This is a genomic window from Xanthomonas dyei (assembly GCF_002939865.1).
In the GTDB taxonomy this organism is placed as follows: domain Bacteria; phylum Pseudomonadota; class Gammaproteobacteria; order Xanthomonadales; family Xanthomonadaceae; genus Xanthomonas; species Xanthomonas dyei.
This window is the reverse complement of the sequence record NZ_MDEE01000025.1, coordinates 18,261-35,812: the sequence shown is the minus strand read 5'-3', so window position 1 is coordinate 35,812 and position 17,552 is coordinate 18,261. Positions and strand designations below refer to the sequence as shown.

The 17,552-nt window shown below is 65.7% G+C and carries 14 protein-coding genes and 1 other RNA gene; 5 read left to right on the top strand and 10 right to left on the bottom strand.

Going from position 1 to position 17,552, the window contains the following annotated elements; genetic code table 11:
* Positions 1 to 104: 104 nt before the first annotated feature.
* The 3 genes from XdyCFBP7245_RS15740 to XdyCFBP7245_RS15730 all read left to right on the top strand — a co-directional run bounded on the left by XdyCFBP7245_RS15740 (position 105) and on the right by XdyCFBP7245_RS15730 (position 5,274).
* Positions 105 to 842: an SIMPL domain-containing protein gene (locus tag XdyCFBP7245_RS15740; RefSeq protein WP_104616493.1), complete on the top strand. Its 738-nt coding sequence runs from the start codon at positions 105 to 107 to the stop codon at positions 840 to 842.
* Between the two features lie 330 nt (positions 843 to 1,172).
* The gene (locus XdyCFBP7245_RS15735) at positions 1,173 to 4,292 is read left to right on the top strand and encodes a TonB-dependent receptor (RefSeq protein WP_104616519.1); all 3,120 of its coding nucleotides are present in this window, start codon (positions 1,173 to 1,175) and stop codon (positions 4,290 to 4,292) included.
* A gap of 307 nt (positions 4,293 to 4,599) precedes the next feature.
* Positions 4,600 to 5,274: an energy transducer TonB gene (locus XdyCFBP7245_RS15730; RefSeq protein ID WP_104616492.1), complete on the top strand. Its 675-nt coding sequence runs from the start codon at positions 4,600 to 4,602 to the stop codon at positions 5,272 to 5,274.
* Between the two features lie 387 nt (positions 5,275 to 5,661).
* Here the strand turns inward: XdyCFBP7245_RS15730 and XdyCFBP7245_RS15725 are convergent, their stop codons facing one another.
* A complete protein-coding gene (locus XdyCFBP7245_RS15725) occupies positions 5,662 to 5,841 on the bottom strand; it encodes a hypothetical protein (RefSeq protein ID WP_104616491.1) in 180 nt (59 codons plus the stop codon).
* A 15-nt stretch (positions 5,842 to 5,856) separates the two neighbouring features.
* Positions 5,857 to 6,327 (bottom strand): 23S rRNA (pseudouridine(1915)-N(3))-methyltransferase RlmH, encoded by a 471-nt coding sequence (rlmH, locus tag XdyCFBP7245_RS15720; RefSeq protein ID WP_104616490.1) that lies wholly within the window; start codon positions 6,325 to 6,327, stop codon positions 5,857 to 5,859.
* Between the two features lie 121 nt (positions 6,328 to 6,448).
* On the opposite strand from rlmH, the gene XdyCFBP7245_RS15715 reads away from it, so the two are divergent.
* Complete coding sequence (locus XdyCFBP7245_RS15715) at positions 6,449 to 7,984, top strand: alkaline phosphatase PhoX (RefSeq protein ID WP_104616489.1); 1,536 nt, start codon at positions 6,449 to 6,451, stop codon at positions 7,982 to 7,984.
* 190 nt (positions 7,985 to 8,174) lie between these two features.
* On the opposite strand, the gene XdyCFBP7245_RS15710 is transcribed toward XdyCFBP7245_RS15715, so the two are convergent.
* From XdyCFBP7245_RS15710 to XdyCFBP7245_RS15675, 8 genes are all read right to left on the bottom strand, one after another.
* Positions 8,175 to 8,251, bottom strand: a non-coding RNA gene (locus XdyCFBP7245_RS15710) — sX9 sRNA.
* 170 nt (positions 8,252 to 8,421) lie between these two features.
* On the bottom strand, positions 8,422 to 9,537 hold the full coding sequence (locus XdyCFBP7245_RS15705; protein ID WP_104616488.1) for a J domain-containing protein: 1,116 nt from the start codon (positions 9,535 to 9,537) through the stop codon (positions 8,422 to 8,424).
* 11 nt (positions 9,538 to 9,548) lie between these two features.
* Positions 9,549 to 9,959: a ribosome silencing factor gene (gene rsfS, locus XdyCFBP7245_RS15700; RefSeq protein WP_104616487.1), complete on the bottom strand. Its 411-nt coding sequence runs from the start codon at positions 9,957 to 9,959 to the stop codon at positions 9,549 to 9,551.
* A 57-nt stretch (positions 9,960 to 10,016) separates the two neighbouring features.
* On the bottom strand, positions 10,017 to 10,937 hold the full coding sequence (gene nadD, locus XdyCFBP7245_RS15695; RefSeq protein WP_104616486.1) for a nicotinate-nucleotide adenylyltransferase: 921 nt from the start codon (positions 10,935 to 10,937) through the stop codon (positions 10,017 to 10,019).
* Positions 10,934 to 11,962 carry a DNA polymerase III subunit delta gene (holA, locus tag XdyCFBP7245_RS15690; protein WP_104616485.1) on the bottom strand — a complete coding sequence of 343 codons (1,029 nt, stop codon included), beginning with the start codon at positions 11,960 to 11,962 and terminating at the stop codon, positions 10,934 to 10,936. The genes nadD and holA overlap by 4 nt, the downstream gene beginning before the upstream one ends.
* 15 nt (positions 11,963 to 11,977) lie before the next feature.
* Positions 11,978 to 12,625 carry an LPS-assembly lipoprotein LptE gene (locus XdyCFBP7245_RS15685; protein ID WP_104616484.1) on the bottom strand — a complete coding sequence of 216 codons (648 nt, stop codon included), beginning with the start codon at positions 12,623 to 12,625 and terminating at the stop codon, positions 11,978 to 11,980.
* Between the two features lie 390 nt (positions 12,626 to 13,015).
* Positions 13,016 to 15,673 carry a leucine--tRNA ligase gene (gene leuS, locus XdyCFBP7245_RS15680; protein WP_104616483.1) on the bottom strand — a complete coding sequence of 886 codons (2,658 nt, stop codon included), beginning with the start codon at positions 15,671 to 15,673 and terminating at the stop codon, positions 13,016 to 13,018.
* Between the two features lie 72 nt (positions 15,674 to 15,745).
* Positions 15,746 to 16,357 carry a DUF998 domain-containing protein gene (locus tag XdyCFBP7245_RS15675; protein ID WP_104616482.1) on the bottom strand — a complete coding sequence of 204 codons (612 nt, stop codon included), beginning with the start codon at positions 16,355 to 16,357 and terminating at the stop codon, positions 15,746 to 15,748.
* A gap of 160 nt (positions 16,358 to 16,517) precedes the next feature.
* On the opposite strand from XdyCFBP7245_RS15675, the gene trxA reads away from it, so the two are divergent.
* Positions 16,518 to 17,378 carry a thioredoxin gene (gene trxA, locus XdyCFBP7245_RS15670; protein ID WP_104616481.1) on the top strand — a complete coding sequence of 287 codons (861 nt, stop codon included), beginning with the start codon at positions 16,518 to 16,520 and terminating at the stop codon, positions 17,376 to 17,378.
* Positions 17,379 to 17,552 lie beyond the last annotated feature (174 nt).

The following is a 17,552-nucleotide window of genomic DNA, read 5'->3' as shown; positions in this document are numbered from 1 at the left end:
CGCCCGCTGACTTCGCAACGCGGGCAGCGGGTGCGCGGCGGCGTTCGACTCACAACATATTCATCCAGCTCCCAACACGCTCGCACCACAGACAAGGAGATCTCATGCGTACCACCCTCAAGCCGTTGTTGCTGGCCCTGTCCATCGCTGCCGGAACCGCCATGACCGCACACGCCCAATCCGCGTCGAGCTATACCATTCCCAACGACGGCACCCTGCTCAACGTGTCGGCCGAAGCGGAAGCCAAGCGCGTGCCGGATATCGCCACCCTGTCTGCTGGCGTGGTCACACAGGCTGCTGACAGCAACGCCGCCATGCGCCAGAACGCCGAACAGATGAGCAAGGTCATGACTGCGGTCAAGGCCGCCGGCATCGCCGACAAGGACGTGCAGACCAGCGGCATCAACCTGAGCCCGCAATACACCTACAAGGAAAACGAAGCGCCGAAGATCATCGGCTATCAGGCCAGCAACACGGTCAGCCTGAAGGTGCGCGACATCTCCAAGCTCGGCAAGGTGCTCGACACACTGGTGGCCCAGGGTGCCAACGACATCAACGGCCCCAGCTTCTCGGTCGACCAGCCCGAACCTGCCTACGACGAGGCCCGCGTGGCCGCGCTGAAAAAAGCCCAGGCCCGTGCCGACACCTATGCCAAGTCGCTGGGCCTGAAGGTGCGGCGCATTGTCAGCATCTCCGAAGGCCGCGGCGGTGGCGGCGTAGTACGCCCGATGATGATGGCCGCCTCGCTGCGCTCGGCCAAGGCCGAAATGGACACCCAAGTGGCGCCCGGCGAGAGCACGCTGTCGATCACGCTGGATGTGACCTTCGAGCTGGGTCGCTGAAGACGCAGATACCGTCCCGAAGCATGTCTCGCACTGCCCTCCTCGGAGGGCAGTGTTGTTCGCGGAGCGCTGTTGCGGAATCCTCCTGCGGAGACGCGAAACCTGAGCGTGATATCAGTCGGCAAATTTCGCTGTCCTACCTGAAAGCAGGTAACTTACAAGTGCCCAATTCCACACTTTGATTGATGTGAATAGGCGATTTTTGACGTTTGTGCTTAAAAAAACATGAAATTTAGAGAAATCGTTCTTTAAGCAGGCTCTACAGCTCTCTAGCATCGGTTGTCAGCGCACCGTCATATTCGTGATGGCGCTCCTCTGGAGAGAGAGATGATGACCGGCCACGCCGCTTCGAAGCGCACGTTCCATCCGCCATCGCGTCATGCATCTTCGCGTGCACGCTATTCCCGCATCAGCGTGCTTGCTCTTGCGTTGAGCGGCGCCGTCGGTGTGCTGGTCTCCGGCACTGCCGCCGCGCAAAGCACCACTGCAGGGATCTACGGCAGCGCGCCCGCTGACGCGGGTGCAACCGTCACGGCACAAAGCGATACCGGTTTCTCGCGCACAGCGAGCGTGGACGCCAACGGGCGCTACACCATCGGCAATCTTCCCGTCGGCACTTACACGGTCACCTTGCAACGCGACGGCCAGGCCGTCGAAACACGCAAGAACATCGCCCTGCGCGTCGGTGCGGGCACCGATGTGTCGTTTGCTAGCAGTACCTCGTCCGAGGCCACCAACCTGGGCACCATCACGGTGACCGGCAAAAACATCTCGCCGGTGGATGTCTCCGCCACCGCCTCGCGCACGGTGATTACCGCCGAGCAGCTGCAGCGTTTGCCGCTGGCGCGCTCGGGAGAAGCCATTGCGCTCTTGTCACCAGGCGCTGTGCAAGGCAGCGGCTATTTCGGCAATGCGATTTCCTTCGGCGGCGCCGGCGTCACCGAAAACGCCTATTACCTCAACGGCTATCTCACCTCCAACCCGCTCTCCAACATCGGCGGCGTCACCCTGCCGTTTGGCGCCATCGATCAGCAGGAAACCTACACCGGCGGTTACAGCGCGCGTTATGGGCGTTCGGCCGGTGGCGTACTCAGCCAGGTCGGCAAGCGCGGCACCAACGAGTGGCATTTCGGCACGCAGGTGCTGTGGCGTCCGAAATCGTTGTCGAGCGACAACAAGAACGTGTTCTATCCCTCGACCACGCCACCGGACGGCTATGAATACAGCGATCAGAGCCTGCCAGGTACCTTGTACCGCAGCCGCAAGGACGACCAGCTCTGGAATACGGTCTACAGCGTCTACGCCGGTGGGCCGTTGATCGAAGACCGCCTGTTCGTCTTCGTCGCCGCCGAGCAGGAGCGCAGCGAAGGCGTGTCGACCTCGCGCCGCGACGACCCGGTGATCGGCCGCAACAACTACCGCATCGATGAGCCCAAGCTCTACGCCAAGATCGACTGGAACATCAACGACAGCAATATCCTCGAACTGACCGGCATCAAGAACAATTACCGCGAAGGTGGCGCCTACAGCGACTTTCTGGGTTATCCCGATCTTGGCGGCGACGCCGCTGGCGCCTTTGCCGACACCGTCAAGGTCAACGACCGTTACTACATCGGCAAGTACACCAGCTACATCACCGATGACCTCACCCTGAGCGCGACGTACGGCAAGAGCCGCCAGACCGACTTCCGCAACAACCCCAGCACCGCGCCGCAACTCAACAGCACCAATCTGCAGGACCCGGCCATCACCGGCGGCCGCGAGATCCGCAACAACCAGACCTCCAGCCAGGCACGCGACGGCGAAAACACCACCCGCGGCCTGCGGGTCGATCTGGAGTATGTGCTGGGCGCCCACACGCTGACGGCGGGCGTGGACAACATGCACTTCGATGCCAGCAACGAAGGCGTCATTACCACCGGCCCCGGCTATACCTGGACCTACGGCCGCTCCTCGCGCCCCACCTCGCCGATTCGCGTCGCACTCGGCGTTGGTCCGGCCGGTGGCAATGGCTATTTCGTCAACCAGACCGTGTTCAACACTGCCACCAGCATGTCGGTGGAACAGAAAGCCTACTTCCTCGAAGACAAATGGCAGGCCACCGACACCTTGCTGCTGACGTTGGGCATCCGCAACGACAAGTTCACCAACTTCAATGACGTTGGCGTCCCCTACGTGCGCAGCGGCGACCAATGGGCTCCGCGCCTGGGCGTGAGCTGGGACGTGTTCGGCGATTCCTCGCTCAAGGTGTATGGCAACGCTGGCCGTTATTATCTGGCGCTCCCCAACAGCGTGGCGATCCGTGGCGCTTCGCCGTCCACGTTCACCAACGAGTACTTCACTTACAGCGGCATCGACGCGCAAGGCAATCCGACCGGCCTGACACCGGTGGCGGTGGATGCCTCTGCAGGTTTTACCTGTTCCGGCAATGTGGTCTCCGCCGGGCTGGAATGCGGCCAGGCTCCGGATGCGGCCGGTATCGCCGCCACCGATCTGAAGTCGATGTACCAGGACGAGTTCATGCTCGGCTTCGACAAGACGCTTGGCGAGAACTGGGTGACTGGTGCCAAGGCCACTTACCGCTCGCTGGGCGCCACCATCGACGACGTCTGCTACGCCGACCGGATGCGCACCAAGTTGACCGCGATCGGCGTGGATCCCAGCACCGTCAACGTGCCCGGCTGCATCATCTTCAATCCCGGCGAAACCAACTCTTTCAGCCTGGCCAACCTGGATGGCTCCGGCCGCACATCGGTGTCGATGTCGCCGTCGGACTGGGGGTTCGACAAGAAGGCCAAGCGCACCTATCTGGCGGTGGACCTGTTCCTGCAACATCCGTTCGACGGCAAGTGGGAAGGTCGCATTGATTACACCTGGTCGCGCAACTTCGGCAATACCGAAGGCCAGATCAAATCCGATATCGGCCAGACCGATGTCTCCAAGACCCAGGACTGGGATGCCGCTGCGCTGATGTGGTACTCGGGCGGCTATCTGGCCAACGATCGTCGCCACCAGATCAAGATTTACGGTTCTTACCAGATCGCGCCCGAGTGGTTGCTTGCAGGCAACATCCGGGTGCTGTCCGGCACGCCGAAATCCTGCCTGGGGTATGTGAGCATCAACGGCATCAGCGAGGACTCCGATGCCGGCGACCCGGTGGGTTATCGCTCGTCGTACCACATCTGCAACGGGCAGCCCTCGCGTCCAGGCGATGCCGGTCGTTTGCCGTGGACCAAGATCGTCGACCTCGGCCTGACCTATCGCCCCGCGTTCGCCGACAACAAGCTCGCCATGACGCTGCAGGCCTTCAACATCTTCAACGAGCGCAAGCCGCAGCAGGTCGATTCCACCTGGGAAGACGGCCCGTTCACCCTGTCCAACACCTACAACATGGGCGCGTTTTTCACCCAGCCCCGCTACGCGATGTTCTCGGTGTCGTACGACTACTGACGCACTCTCCCGTCAGCGTCGCTTTCCCAGCCCCGCAATGGGCTGGGCTTTTCTACCGCAAACGCCCAGCTTCGGCTGGGCGTTTGCATGCCGGTGCTTGTGTGGAGTGGCACCTTGAAAAGCCAGTTGGTTATGGAGATCGACATGATGGCGAGATCGCTCCGGCATCCTCTGCGATGTGGCATGTCCCTCGCAGATGCGCGCCATGCTTGTGCAGCCGCGCGCGCTGCGGTAAACCTACGCTACCGGATGGTGTAGTGCGTCCGGGCCGCGCTGGTCCTTTCCGCAGTTCCGTTTTTGGAGGTGGATGATGGTTCGCACGCAATCGCAGGTTTCTTCCCGTCCCCTTGGCATCGACACCTCGCGCGTCCTGGCGATGAGCACGGCCGTGGCGCTGCATCTGCTGGCCGGCGGCTTGTTGCTGATTCCGCTGTCGCATCGGGCGGTTCCGCAACCGCCACCCGAGCCGCGCTGGGTCATGCCGATCACGATACCGACCGCCCCACCGCCGCCGCTGGTATTCCCGGTCACGGTGAGGTTCACGCCCAAGACGCATACACCACCGAAGACCGTGCCAGTTCCGGTGCAGGTGCCGACTCCTCTCATAAACCAGACACCAGTGGTCGACAGCGCAACGGTTGCCCTTCCGGCAGCCGACACTGCGATGGACAGCGCGCCCACCATCGCTGCACCGAGCGGGCCGATCGAGGCGGGTCAGCTGCAGTATCTGAGCTCGCCCGCACCGAGCTACCCGGTGGCTGCATTGCGTGCGGGGCAGCAAGGCACGGTGCTGCTGCGCGTGCTGGTGGGTACCGATGGACGCCCGGCCGAAGTGAGCGTGCAAACCAGCAGCGGTCATCGCGCACTCGATCTGGCCGCGCGTAGCCAGGTGCTACGCAGCTGGCGCTTCCAACCGGCGATGCAGAATGGCCAGGCCGTGCAGGCCTACGGATTGGTGCCGGTGAGCTTTTCGTTGAATTGAAGCTTCGTTGAATTGAAGCGTGGACCGACGCGGCGGCCTGCAACTGCGGCCGCCGCACCACTGCGAACCTCTACGCACACGCTGGCGCCAACTATTCCGCCACGAACGCACGCGCCAAGCAGCAAGCGTAGCGGCCACGCCGCAGTGTCCTTCGCCTGCCGAATGACCACTGGGAGCGCAAGTGACGACCCGCCGCATCGATGGGCGAGAGGCGGCCAACAGAAGGAAGCGAGCGAGCAGCACGACGGATCCCGCCGACGCGATCAAAACCGGCAACAGCGCGCGACACGCCTCGTCCATCGCTTCGGGTCGCATTCGTCCGGAAGCTGAGCAGACGTTGCGCAGTCGCGCTATCGAGCAAGCCGTTGCGTGCTGACGCAGACGCCGTCAAGCACGCTGAATCGAGTGATTGGTCAGCATCGAGTGATTGGTCAGCATCGCCGCAGCGCGACGCCACTGCTCGGCCACACTCAAATGCACCGACATGTGTGGCAGCGTGAGCGGGCCGATCTCGCGGGTTTTGGCGATCAGCCGCTCTGATGACGCAAGCTGCACCGCGCTCGGCACGACGTCATGACGCCATTACGCCCGGTGATACGGATGATTGGCCAGCATCGCCGCAGCGCGGTACAGCTGCTCGGCCACGATCAGGCGCACCAGCATGTGCGGCAAGGTGAGCGGGCCGATCGACCAGCTTTCGTCGGCATTCTTCAGCACCTCGGCCGCGTGGCCTTCCGGGCCGCCGATCAGGAAGGCCAGGTCGCGCCCCTGCCCGCGCCAATGTTCCATGCGCTGGGCGAGTTGCTCCGAACTCAGCGGGCGACCGGGCACATCCAGCGCCACGACATGCGCGTTCTTGGGCAGCGCGGCGATGACGCGACGGCCTTCGTCGTCGATGGCGCGTTGCCCATCGCGTCCCTTGCCGCGCAGGCCGGGTTCGATCTCGACCAGCTCCAGCGGCATCCAGTGCGACAGACGTTTTTGATATTCGGCAAAACCTTGCGCCACCCAGGCCGGTGCGCGTTCGCCGGTGGCGATGAGTCGGCATTTCATCCGTCCATGATATCCGCGTCACAGCCTGGGCAGTCCGTGGCGATTTGTCGTTGCGTGTCATGGCGTGGTTACAGCCGGCACTTAGTGTCGCCCGACCACCCAGCCACGCAGGAGTCGTTCGATGCCGATTTTCGATCCCGCCCGCCGCCAGGTTCTCAAGGGCAGCGCCGCCGTCATGGCCGCCGGCGCCCTTGGCAGCTTGGGCGCATTGCAGTCGCGCCAGGCCCAGGCCGCCACCTCCCCGTCGGTGCGACTCGCACCGGTCCCCAGCCGTTACGGCCCGCTCGCCCCGGTCGCCGACCAGAGCACCGGCCTGCCGCTGCTGCAGCTGCCGCGCGGTTTCAGCTACCGCTCGTTCGGCTGGAGCGGCGATCGCATGGACGATGGCCAGCCCTGCCCCGACCGCCACGACGGCATGGCCGTGGTCGGCCTGCGCCGGCCGGATTGGCGGCCGGGCAGCGACCCGCTGCGCGGTCTGGAATACGTGCTGATCCGTAACCATGAGCGCGGCGCCGGCAGCCCGTTCCGCGCACCGGCCATGTACGACACCGGCATCGTCAGCGGCATCCAACAGGCCGGCGGCGGCACCACCACGCTGAGTTACGGCCGCCGTGGCTGGGGCAGCCTGGAGCCCAGCCTGGGCGGCACCCTGGTCAACTGCGCCGGCGGGCCGACCCCTTGGGGCACCTGGCTGAGCTGCGAAGAGATCAAGACCAACGCGGTCTCCAGCACCGGCCGCAAGCACGGCTATGTGTTCGAAGTGGACCCCGACAACCACCGCACCACCGGCCGCCCGCTGGTAGGGCTGGGCCGTTTCAGCCATGAGGCGGTGGCGATCGATCCGCGCACCGGCATCGTCTATCTCACCGAAGACGACCGCAACAAGGCCGGCCTGTATCGCTTCATTCCCAACGACCGCCGCGGCCGTAATGGCTCGCTGGAAAACGGCGGCCGGCTGCAGGCCGCGCGCGTGCGCGGACGTCGCAATGCCGACCTCACCGTGGCCAGCATCGGCCAGCAGTTCCAGCTGGAATGGGTGGATATCAGCGAACCCGATCTGGACAGCATCGCCGCACCGGCGGGCTTTGCCGACATCGGCGCCAACGACACCTTGAGCGGGCCGTTCGCGCAAGCCTGGGCCGACGGTGCGCTACGCATGAGCCGCGGCGAAGGTATCTGGTACAGCTACGGCAAGCTATTCATCGTCGACACCAGCACCGGTGTGGATGCACAGGGCCGGCGCGGTTACGGCAATGGCGCGGTGTGGGTGCTGGACCTGTTCACCCAGCGCCTGAGCGCGCTGTTCGTCAGCGGCAATCAGCTGGCGGCGCACAACCCGGACAACGTCACCGTCAGTGCGCGCGGCGGCGTGGTGCTGTGCGAAGACGGCGGCGAAAGCCCGGACGAATACGGCCCCGGCGCGCGCTTGCTGGGCCTGACCCGCAACGGCGAATCGTTCTATCTGGCCAAGAACAACGTGCAGCTCACCTCGCAGCAGATTGCCGATGCCGGCAAGACCATTGCCGAAGGCGATTATCGCGACACCGAGTTCTGCGGCGCCTGCTGGGACCCGTTGGCGCGCACCTTGTTCGTCAACATCCAGACACCGGGGATTACCCTGGCCATCACCGGGCCGTGGGAACGCGGGCCGTTGTAAGCCGCTTCTTTGCCAGCCAAGCAGTCGACGCGACACCTGCCGGAGGGCGTATCACCGCTCATCCGGCAGGTTTCAAGCGTGCCGAAAGACCCGCAGGCCGACAGCGAAAACGTAGCGCATGCAGGCCACGGCCGATGCGCCAACGCCAAATGTCGCACGGTCAGCGTGGTCGGTCGCTGCAGCCAAGAGCGGCTAACAACACGTAGCGAGCAGTCGTCAGGCGGGTGTGGACGGCGCGCTCAGAACCGGCGTGTCCGAGTGGTACATGCCGCACCAAGCACCGGCCGCGCCCGCCTTGCGGTGAGCACAGTCGTTGTGTTGGCCACTCTAAACCCTCGCTAACGGCGCCGGGCTGGCATCACCAGCTGTTGGGAACCTCGCATGGGCAGGCGCGTTCGGTCGAGCAGCGAAGTCGCCTGCGTCATTGCCGCGCGTGGTCAGAACCAGGGCGCTTCGGGCATGCTCGACATGACGCGCTGCATCTTCAACCAGCGCTTGAACGATTGCGGATCGCCCAGTTCGCGCAGGCCCTGGCGTGCCTCCATCAACTCGTCTTCGACCTCACGCTTGAGTTGCGCCATCAACCTGCCCAGCCGCTCCGGCTTCGGGCGCGACGGCAGGTCCAATCCATACTCGGCGCAGAAGTCGCCCGCCTGCTGCCTCACCTGCTGCTGCAGGTCCTTGCACTGGCGATCCAGTTCGCGGTTGTACTCCTGCAACCGCGCCGGGTTCATCGCATCCACGCCTTGCGCGTCCAGCAAGCCGATCTCGGCCTGCAGTTCGAGCAAACCCAGCAGATCGCCGGCCTTGTAGGCGGCATTGAGCCGCTGCATCAGGATGGTGCGCGAGGCATGGTCATCGTCGTTCTTGGCGCGGTCCGGGTGCAGATTGCCGGCCAGCTTGCGATACAGCTCGCGCAACGGCGGCGGTTCGGCAGTGGCGGCAGTGGCCTTCCGCTCGGCGCGTTTGCGGCGCTGCGTCTGGCGTTGCTGCTGCTGGGCGTGCTCTTGCTCCAGGCGCTCGCTCACGCGCTCGAAGAGTTCTTCTGGCGAGTCGATCGCATCCAGTTCGTCGGCATCCAGTCCGTAGGCCTGGCCAAGAATCTGCTTCATCAGCGCATCGGATTCGGAGACGTCCTGGTCATAGCCGACCACACTGTGGCGATCGTAGATCGGCCGCAGCGCCTCGTGGCCGGCTTCGATCAGCGGACCGGCGATGTTGCACAGCAGATCCGACAAAAATTCGCGATCGGCCTTTCCCAGCTTGTAGGAAGCGTGCGCACGATCGAGCTCCTCGACCAGGGCGATATCGGCATCGCGGCGACGGTCGAGCAAGGGCTGCAACTCGCCGTGATAGCGCTCGCGCCATTGCGCAAGCGCTACTTGCCAGGCCTGCAATTGGGCGCGATGCAGTTCCAGGTCGCGCAGCAGCCGGTCAAAGCGTTTGCGTGCCGGCGACGTTGCCACGCCGGACGCCTGCGCAGCGCCACTGTGCAACTGCTGCAGTGCGTGCGAAGCAGGGGCATCCGGGGTGGCTTGCAATTTCCTCGCCATGCCGGGGCCAGTCACTCCTCGGAATCGGCAACCACATCGTCCGGACGCTGGTCGCCCACGGTCCACAAACGCTCCAGCGCGTAGAACTCGCGCACACGCGGCAGCATCACATGCACCACCACGTCGCCCAGGTCGACCAGCACCCACTCGGCTTCGCGCTCGCCTTCCACACCTAGCGGCATCACGTCCAGCCGCTTGGCGAACCTGACCACTTCTTCGGCGATCGATTTGACGTGGCGGGTCGAGGTGCCCGAGGCGACCACCATGTAATCGCAGACGCTGGACTTGCCACGCACGTCGATCTCGACCACGTCCTTGGCTTTCAGCTCCTCCACGGCCTCGCGTACGGTGGCCAACAGGGCCGGCACGGACGGCGGCGGATTCGGAAGGGAGGTCTTGATGACTTGAGCTTGACTGGTCAAAGCGGGCAACTCGATGGAATTGGCGTGAATTATAGGCCGGTCCGGGCGGATGCGTGTTCAGCTAGCCGCGCAGGCGCAGCCGTACAAGCCTTCCCGGGCGATAAAGCCGGCCACCGCCGCCGGCACCAGCGCCTGCCAGGCCCTGCCGGCAGCGATCTGCGCGCGCACCGCGCTGGCCGATTCGCCGCGCAACGGGTGGTGCAATTGCCACAACCGGCCGGCCGGCGCGGCGAATAGTGCATCGGTGCTGGCGGCCCAGCGCCCCTGCACCGCGGCGGCCAGGTGCGGCGCATCGCTCAGGTCCAGGGATGTGCCCGGCCGCGCGGCGATGACGAAGTGCGCCAGCTCGAACAACGCCTCCCACTGGTGCCAGCGGTGCAGCCCAACGAAGGCGTCGGCACCCAACAGCCAGGCGATTGGTGTAGCGGGCCCCAGTAGCTCGCGCAGCTCGCGCAAGGTGTCCACGGTGTAGGACGGCGCCAGCTGTTGGCTGGCACGCAGCAGCTCGCGGCTGTCCAGCTGCAGCCCGGGCTGGCCGGCAAGCGCCAGCTCCAGCATCTGTGCGCGCTGCGCGGCCGTGGCCCCGGGCGCGGCGCGATGCGGCGGATCGGCGGCCGGCACCAGGTGCACGAGGGCACCGAGTTCGTCGCGCGCCGCGCAGGCGATGGCCAGGTGACCCAGGTGGATCGGGTCGAAGGTGCCGCCGTAGTAGAGGTGGAGCCGGGACTCTTGAAGCCGGGACCGGGGACCGGGGACCGGGGGCCCGGAAGAGCGAGGCGCAGGACCCTGGTCGGTGGGTTGGTGCGGGTGTTGTTCTTTTTGCAGGGACCGGGGACCGGGGACCGGGGAACCGGACACAGCAATGGCCGGGTTCTCGGGCTGTGAGCCAGGGATTGCGGCGCTGTCAACAGCCTCGGCCTCTATGCTTTCCCCGGTCCCCGGTCCCCGGTCCCCGGTCCCGGCCTTGCCGGCTCTCACGCCAGCAATCTCACCGCGCGCGCTTCGGCCACCGCAACCAGGAGACGTTCCAGGCCAACCCAGGCATCGCCGTCAGCGCGCCCCTTGGCCATGCGGTCGACCAGGCCGGCTTCGGCGACGAAGCGTTCCCACCGGCGCGGCTCGGGGTGGCGCTGCAGTGCGCGCTTGAACGGGGCCTGGCGAGATTCCCAGATGCCCTGCGATTTCATTTCCGCGGCCAGGTTGCCGCCGTTGGCTTGCACCTTCGCCAGTGCTGCGGTGCGCAGCAGTTCCTTGATCAGGATCGGCATCAGCGCGGCGACGGCTTCGCCTTCGGCACGCAGCCCGGCGAGCATGCGGATCACCGCGGCGGGCTGGCCGGAGAAGGTGGTTTCAGCCAGGCGGAACACGTCGTAACGCGCGGCATCGGCCACCAGCGATTCCATCGCCTCCAGATCCAGCGTCTTGCCGTCGGCCAGCAAGGCCAGCTTGTCGATCTCCTGCGCGGCGGCCAGCAGGTTGCCTTCCACCCGCTCGGCCAGGCGCTGCACCGCGGCTGCGTCGGCGCGCAGGCCCTGGGCGCGCAGGCGGCGCTCGATCCAGTCGGACAATTCATGCGGCTTGATCGCCCAGGCCACGGCAATGGTGCCGATGCGGCCGATCGCCTCGGCCCACTTGCCCTGGTGCGCCTTGCTCCAGTCGTTGGCGGTGATCAGCAGCACCACATCCGGCGGCGGGTTGGCGCAGAAGCGGGTGATGACCTCGGCGCCGTCCTTGCCCGGCTTGCCGCTGGGCAGGCGCACTTCCACCAGGCGGCGCGGGCTGAACAGGCTGGGCGCGTTGAAGCTGGCGTCGAGCTGGTTCCAGTCGAACTCGCGGCCGTCGGCATCGAACACCTCGCGCTCGCCGATGCCCTCGGCGCGCGCACGTGCGCGCACCGCATCGGCCGCTTCGAGCACGCGCAAGGTTTCCGGGCCGGCAATCAGGTAGGCCGGCTGCAACGGCTGATTGGACTGGCCGGCCAGCTGTTCCGGGCGAAGTTCCATGACGGAAATCCGCGCTTAGTTGTTGCCTGACGGCTGCGGCGCTGGCGGCAGCGCGGCCGGCACGCTCGATTCCGGCGTCGACGGCTGCACCGGCGGCGTGGTGGCTTGCGGCAGCGGCGCGGTCGGCGTGCTTTCCAGGCTCTCGCCGCGCTTTATGCGCGCACGCACCACGCTATCGATACGGCGCAGGATCGAGGCCGACATGTCCTTGCGCAACTCGTCGGCCAGGATCTCGCGCTCGGTGGCGGTACCGGTGGCATCCACCGGCGGCGACACGTAGTCGCGCGACAGCTCGATCACCTGTTGCGGCACCAGCACCGCACCATTGGCGGTGGTGACCGTAAAGATGGCGGCGTAGCGCAGGCTGTATTCCTGTGCACGGCCCTGGCTGTCGATGGCGATCGGCAAGTCGCCCCAGCGCTCGGACAACACCTGCACTTGCGCAAAGCCGGTCTTGGCGTCTTCGCCCGCCAGCGTGGCGCCGGCAGCCTTGAGGCCACGCCGCAGCAATTTGGCCAGTTCGCTGTACTGCACTGCGGACTGCACCTTCACGGCCGGGGTATCGGGCGGCAACGCAAGCGAATTGCGCAGGTGGAAGCCGCAGGCGGTGAGGCTGGAGACCAGCACGAGGGACGCAGCGAAAGCAGTAGGAAATCGGATCATGGGCACAGTCTGGATGAGCGCCCCGGCGGCGGCAACAGGCAGCTAGCCTGACGCAGCCCGCGTGAACGGGGCTTGATAGGGCGCCGCGGAACAACACAGCGCCCAGGAATGACAAACGCGTCGCCACGCGCCGGTGAAACGAATGACCAGAAGCCACCTCAACAATCTCACCTGAAGTGAAGTACCTGAAACCATCGCGGCAACTTCACCCATGCGTCGCAGCGCACCAGCGCAGTGAATCGCAGAGAACCACTGCAGCACCCGTACCTGCGCAGCACCACGCGCCAGCGCAACACATTGCCAATACCGCCGCAGCAACCTTGCACCGCGTCGCCACGCCGCTCCGGGAAGCTGCCCGTAGCGGCAATGGCAACCCGACCGGCGCCGCCGTCACCCCGCCACGATGTTCACGATCTTGCCCGGCACGATGATGATCTTGCGGATCGTCAACCCCTCCAGGAATTTCGCGGCATTGGGTTCGGCCTGAGCCAGCGCTTCGATCTGCTCGCGCGTCGCCTCCGCTGCCACCTCGATGGTGCCGCGCAGCTTGCCGTTGATCTGCACTGCCAGGGTCAACGCATCACGCACCAAGGCGCTGGGATCGACCTGCGGAAACGCCACGTCTTCCAGCAGTGTTTCGCCACGGCCCAGCACCTGCCACAACGCGTGGCTGGCATGCGGGGTGATCGGGTTGAGCAGCAGCACCATCGCTTCCAGTGCTTCCTGCCGCACCGCCCTGCCCTGGTTGCTGGCATCGTCGAACTTGGCCAGCGCGTTGGACAACTCCATCACCGCCGCGATGGCGGTGTTGAAGCTGTGGCGACGGCCGTAGTCGTCGCTGACCTTGCCGATGGTTTCGTGGGTCTTGCGGCGGATCGCCTTCTGCTCGGAACTCAAAGGTCCGAACAGCATCGCGATCTTGGTCAATTCATCGATAAGGCCATCGGCCGAATGCTTATGCACCTGCACCCACAACCGGCGCATGAAACGCGCCATGCCGTCGACGCCGGCTTCGTTCCACTCCAGCGACTGCTCCGGCGGTGCGGCGAACATCGAGAACAGCCGCACGGTGTCGGCGCCGTACTTGGCCACCATCGACTGCGGGTCCACGCCGTTGTTCTTGGACTTGGACATCTTCTCGGTGCCGCCGATGTGCACCGGCTTGCCATCGGCGATCAGCACCGCGCCGGTGACGCGGCCGCGCTCATCGCGCTGGATTTCGACATCGGCCGGGTTGATCCAGTCCTTGCCGCCGTTGTCGGCGTCGCGATAGAACGTTTCGGCGATGACCATGCCCTGGGTGAGCAGGTTGGTCACCGGCTCGTCGCTGTCCACCAGCCGCGCGTCGCGCATGAGCTTGTGATAGAAGCGGAAGTACATCAGGTGCAGGATCGCGTGCTCGATGCCGCCCACGTACAGGTCGGCCGGCATCCAGTAATTGGCGCGGCGGTCGACCATGTCGCGTGCGTTGGGGCTGGTGTAGCGCGCCACGTACCAGCTCGATTCCATGAAGGTATCGAAGGTGTCGGTCTCGCGCTCGGCCGGGCCGCCGCAGTCCGGGCAGGTGGTCTGGCGCCAGGTCGGATCGGTCTTGATCGGCGAACCGGTGCCGGCAAATTCCACGTTTTCCGGCAACACCACCGGCAGCTGGTCCTCCGGCACCGGCACCGCGCCGCACTTGGCGCAGTAGATCACCGGAATCGGGCAGCCCCAGTAACGCTGGCGGCTGACGCCCCAATCGCGCAGACGGTAGTTGATGCGGCGCTGGCCCTGGCCCTTGCGCTCGAAGCGCTCGGCCAAAGCCTCGAAGGCGCCGCCGAAATCCAGGCCATCGAACTCGGCCGAATTGATCAGCTCCAGCTCGCGGCTTTTTTCGGTATACCAGTCGCGCCACTGGGTGGCGTCCCAGGTCTGTTCGTCTTCATTGCGCGGCTCGCGCAACTTGACCACCTGCACGATCGGCAGCGCGTACTTGTTGGCGAACTCGAAATCGCGTTGGTCGTGGCCGGGCACCGCCATCACCGCGCCGGTGCCGTAGCCCATCAGCACGAAGTTGGCCACCCACACCGGCACCTGCTCGCCGCTGATCGGATGCACTGCGGTCAGGCCGGTGGCCATGCCGCGCTTTTCCTGGGTTTCCAGCTCGGCTTCCGAGACACCGCCATGCTTGAGTGTTTCCAGCAGCGCGGCCAGTTCCGGATTGGATTTGGCCGCATGCAGCGCCAGCGGGTGCTCGGCGGCGATCGAGACGAAGGTCACGCCCATCAGCGTGTCCGGGCGGGTGGTGAACACGCGCAACGGATCCAGCGGCGCGCCATCGGTGTCGCGCACGTCGAACTGGATTTCCAGCCCTTCCGAGCGGCCGATCCAGTTGCGCTGCATGGTCTTGACCGAGTCCGGCCAGCCGTCCAGCTGGTCCAGGCCGTCGAGCAGTTCCTGTGCGTAATCGGTGATGCGCAGGAACCACTGCGGAATTTCGCGTTTTTCGACCAGGGCACCGGAGCGCCAGCCGCGGCCGTCGATCACCTGCTCGTTGGCCAGCACGGTCTGATCGATCGGGTCCCAGTTCACCACCGCGTTGCGGCGGTAAGCCAGGCCCTTGCGCATCAGCCGGGTGAACATGCGCTGCTCGTGCACGTAATAGTCCGGCGTGCAGGTGGCGAACTCGCGCGACCAGTCGATGGCGTAGCCCAGCGATTTGAGCTGACCGCGCATGTGCTCGATGTTGGCGTAGGTCCACTTGGCCGGCGCGGTCTTGTTCTTGATCGCGGCGTTTTCGGCCGGCAACCCGAACGCATCCCAGCCCATCGGCTGCATCACGTTGTGGCCGGTCATGCGCTTGTAGCGGCTGACCACATCGGAGATGGTGTAGTTGCGCACATGGCCCATATGCAGCGCACCGGACGGGTACGGCAGCATCGACAGGCAATAGAACTTGGGTTTGTCCGAGTTCTCGTCGACCTGGAAGGCGCGGGTGGCGTCCCAGAACTGCTGGGCGGAGGATTCGACCTGCTGCGGGTCGTAGGCGTTGGGTTCGACGGTGGACATTGGGAGCGGATGCTCGGGCGGTGCAAAGCGGGACAGGGTACCGCAGTGCAGCAGGTGCTCCAAACCGCTCGCTCAGATCGCCGGCTTTGCCGGCCAGATCCAGGCGGCCACGGCCAGCCAGCCGACCCAGGCCAGAAACGCCAGGCGCTGTGCGATGGCCTGCCGCAGCAGGCCGGGCGGGCCAAATGCCAGCACCGCCACCAGCAGCCCGGCCGCCAGGCTGAGCCAGGCCAGCGTGCGGGTCTCGGGGGCATTGAGCAGCGCTGCGGCAATCAACAGCATGCCCGGCACAAACGCCACCGCCCACAGCAACCAGGCCGTGGCATGCGCCTGACTGGCGCGGCCGTCCAGATCGGTGGGATCCAGCGGCAGCATGCCCATGCCGACGAAGGCCAGCCCGGCCAGCACGATGAGCTGCCCGCCCACGCGCAGACTCCAGCCGGCCTTGAGCGGCATGCGTGCCAGCAGGCTGACGCCGGTGACCATGCCCAGCGCACCGACCAGCACGAACGCCAGCAGATTGAAGCCCAGCGCATGCGGCACACCGTGCGCGCCCAGCAACGCGACCGGGTGGCTGGCCTGCAGATAGCCCGGCAGCGTGGCCCCGAACCCGGCCACCGCCAGCACGAACACGGTTGCCGCGATCAGGCCCAGGTAGCGCTGCGCGCTGTCGGTAGTTCCCATTGTGGTGCTCCGCTGCGGGGCGCACGCGCCACCAGGACGCGGCATTGTCGTGCCGGGCGGGCGCGGCGTGAACCCCCTTCGGCGTCCTGGGCCGGCCTTGTGTCGGCCGGGTTTGCCACCATTACCACCCATTGTTGCCGTCACCCCATACAGGAAGCCCATGTCCGACACGCCGCATGTATTCGATGCCACCACCGACACCTTCGAGACCGAGGTCCTGCAGAAATCGTTGACGACACCGGTACTGGTGGATTTCTGGGCCACCTGGTGCGGGCCGTGCAAGTCGCTGACGCCGATCCTGGAAAAGCTGGCAGGCGAGTACAACGGCGCCTTCGAGCTGGGCAAGGTCGATGTAGACAAAGAACAGCAGATCGCCGCGGCGTTCCAGATCCGCTCGGTGCCGACGGTGTTCCTGGTCAAAGGTGGCGAGATCGTCGACGGCTTCCCCGGCGCGATGCCGGAAGGCCAGGTGCGCGAATTTCTGACCCAGCACGGCGTGCTGCCGGCCGAGCCGCAGATCGCCGAAGAGGTGCTGCCCGAGGCGCCGCTGGACCCGCAGGCACAGGCCGCCGCGTTGCGCGAGGCGATCGCCGCCGAACCGGACAAGGACGAGCTCAAGCTGGATCTGGCGCTGGCGCTGCTCAAGACCGGCAACACCGCCGAGGCCGAGCAGTTGATCGACGCCCTGCCCGCCAACCTGGCCACCGACGACCGTGCGGTGCGTGCCAAGGCGCGCCTGAGTTTTGCCAATGTGCTCAAGGACGCCCCGGACGCCAGCGCGCTGCAGGCCAGCGTGGACACCAATGGCGCAGACCTGCGCGCGCGTCACCTGCTCGGCGTGCGCCATCTGCTCGACGGCAACGACGAAGCGGCGCTGGAACAGTTCCTGGAAATGCTGCGGCAGGATCGCGCCTTCGACGAGAACCTGCCGCGCCGCAGCCTGATCGATGCGTTCCGCGTGATCGAAGACGAAGACCTGGTCGGCCGCTACCGCCGCAAGATGTCGGCGCTGGTGTTCTGACAGCGACGGGCACTGTGGCGCGAGACGCGGCTTCGCACGCCTGAGAGCGGTTGCATGCAGCGTGTCGATTGCACGCGCATTGCACGCATTGCACGTAGCGTGTCGGTCGCAGGATCCGGCACGCCGCGGTGCGGTGCGAGATCTGCATCCTGCCGCTACCAAGGCGCGCAGACC

Bases quoted from the DNA above. Each gene is read 5' to 3' on its own strand.
- XdyCFBP7245_RS15740 (WP_104616493.1), top strand. From the start codon at position 105: ATGCGTACCACCCTCAAGCCGTTGTTGCTGGCCCTGTCCATCGCTGCC.
- XdyCFBP7245_RS15735 (WP_104616519.1), top strand. From the start codon at position 1,173: ATGACCGGCCACGCCGCTTCGAAGCGCACGTTCCATCCGCCATCGCGT.
- XdyCFBP7245_RS15730 (WP_104616492.1), top strand. From the start codon at position 4,600: ATGATGGTTCGCACGCAATCGCAGGTTTCTTCCCGTCCCCTTGGCATC.
- rlmH (WP_104616490.1), bottom strand. From the start codon at position 6,327: ATGAAATGCCGACTCATCGCCACCGGCGAACGCGCACCGGCCTGGGTG.
- XdyCFBP7245_RS15715 (WP_104616489.1), top strand. From the start codon at position 6,449: ATGCCGATTTTCGATCCCGCCCGCCGCCAGGTTCTCAAGGGCAGCGCC.
- XdyCFBP7245_RS15705 (WP_104616488.1), bottom strand. From the start codon at position 9,537: ATGGCGAGGAAATTGCAAGCCACCCCGGATGCCCCTGCTTCGCACGCA.
- holA (WP_104616485.1), bottom strand. From the start codon at position 11,962: ATGGAACTTCGCCCGGAACAGCTGGCCGGCCAGTCCAATCAGCCGTTG.
- XdyCFBP7245_RS15685 (WP_104616484.1), bottom strand. From the start codon at position 12,625: ATGATCCGATTTCCTACTGCTTTCGCTGCGTCCCTCGTGCTGGTCTCC.
- leuS (WP_104616483.1), bottom strand. From the start codon at position 15,673: ATGTCCACCGTCGAACCCAACGCCTACGACCCGCAGCAGGTCGAATCC.
- XdyCFBP7245_RS15675 (WP_104616482.1), bottom strand. From the start codon at position 16,357: ATGGGAACTACCGACAGCGCGCAGCGCTACCTGGGCCTGATCGCGGCA.
- trxA (WP_104616481.1), top strand. From the start codon at position 16,518: ATGTCCGACACGCCGCATGTATTCGATGCCACCACCGACACCTTCGAG.